At 65.1% G+C, this 834-nt stretch carries 2 protein-coding genes (both cut by a window edge); both read right to left on the bottom strand.

Features of this window, described 5'->3' with window-relative positions; all coding sequences use genetic code 11:
- Positions 1–378: 378 nt before the first annotated feature.
- A protein-coding gene (locus I41_RS28220; protein WP_261342479.1) for a winged helix-turn-helix domain-containing protein crosses the window boundary here: on the bottom strand, positions 379–834 show its 3' portion. 24 nt of this gene lie beyond the right edge of the window; only the last 456 of its 480 coding nucleotides appear in the window; its start codon lies beyond the right edge, outside the window — the gene reads right to left on this strand; the stop codon is at positions 379–381.
- Positions 782–834, bottom strand: partial view of a helix-turn-helix domain-containing protein gene (locus tag I41_RS05055; protein WP_145431509.1) — the 3' portion only. The gene runs 325 nt beyond the window's last position; the window shows 53 of its 378 coding nt (coding positions 326–378); its start codon lies off the right edge, out of view — the gene reads right to left on this strand; its stop codon occupies positions 782–784. The genes I41_RS28220 and I41_RS05055 overlap by 77 nt, the downstream gene beginning before the upstream one ends.

Here is an 834-nt window from a genome sequence, read left to right as displayed (position 1 = left end):
GTGATCAGCGCGTGGTCCACGCGCTGGCGCAGGGGGAACGGACGAGCGCCGTCGCGGAGCTCTGTCGGCTGACCGCCGGACGAGTCAGCCAGCTGCGGCGCGAGCTCCACGACAGCTGGCGGTTGTTCGCGGGAGATGCGGCTTCGAGTCCGTGCTAGAGCGCGCGGGAGGTCTGCCAGCGCCGGGGCGCACGCTCTGGCGCTGGCGGCCGCCCTGCCCTTTCCTGAAGAGCAAGGGGGGCTTTGCTTAGCTATCAGCGACGAGGAGTGCGCTGGTTCTCGGTAGAACTTGAATTCCTTGCCGAAAAATGCCAAGTGACCGGCAACGGGCGGGGCGAGATCGATCGCAAACGATCATGCGTGACCGTCATTGGCGTTACTAACCATCAGCCTGCTCGTACTCGGTCTGTCGAATGGCCGTCGGCCGCGATCCCTTCTTGGCCCACACGTTTGTGGTTGTTCCTTGCTGGCCGAAGCGCGACTCGTCTTGGAAGTAAGCCCGCAGGCGCTTGTCAGCGTGCGTCATCGCGAGCGTTCGCAATCGGTCGGGGAGTTCGCGCCGAAACGCCGCTTCCGCCTCGGGGTCCGCTTTGCGGTGGCGAGGCCGGGAACGGAGGTACGAATCGCCCAGCCGGTGAAGCAAGCCGTAGACGGGGGCCAACGAGCGGACTAATCCCAACTCGTGTTGCAGAAACCGTCTGACGTCCGCGCCCCGCAACGAGCACACTCCATCTTGGGCCGTGGGACCGGCCTCAATCCGCTGACGAATTGGTTGTTCTTGGTCAGGGGTGAGCGGAGAACTCGGCTGTCGGCCGCGATGATCCTCCAGCCCCGC

Source organism: Lacipirellula limnantheis, from assembly GCF_007746075.1.
GTDB lineage: Bacteria > Planctomycetota > Planctomycetia > Pirellulales > Lacipirellulaceae > Lacipirellula > Lacipirellula limnantheis.
The sequence above is the reverse complement of the archived record's forward strand: the minus strand, read 5'-3'. Positions and strand labels throughout refer to the sequence as shown.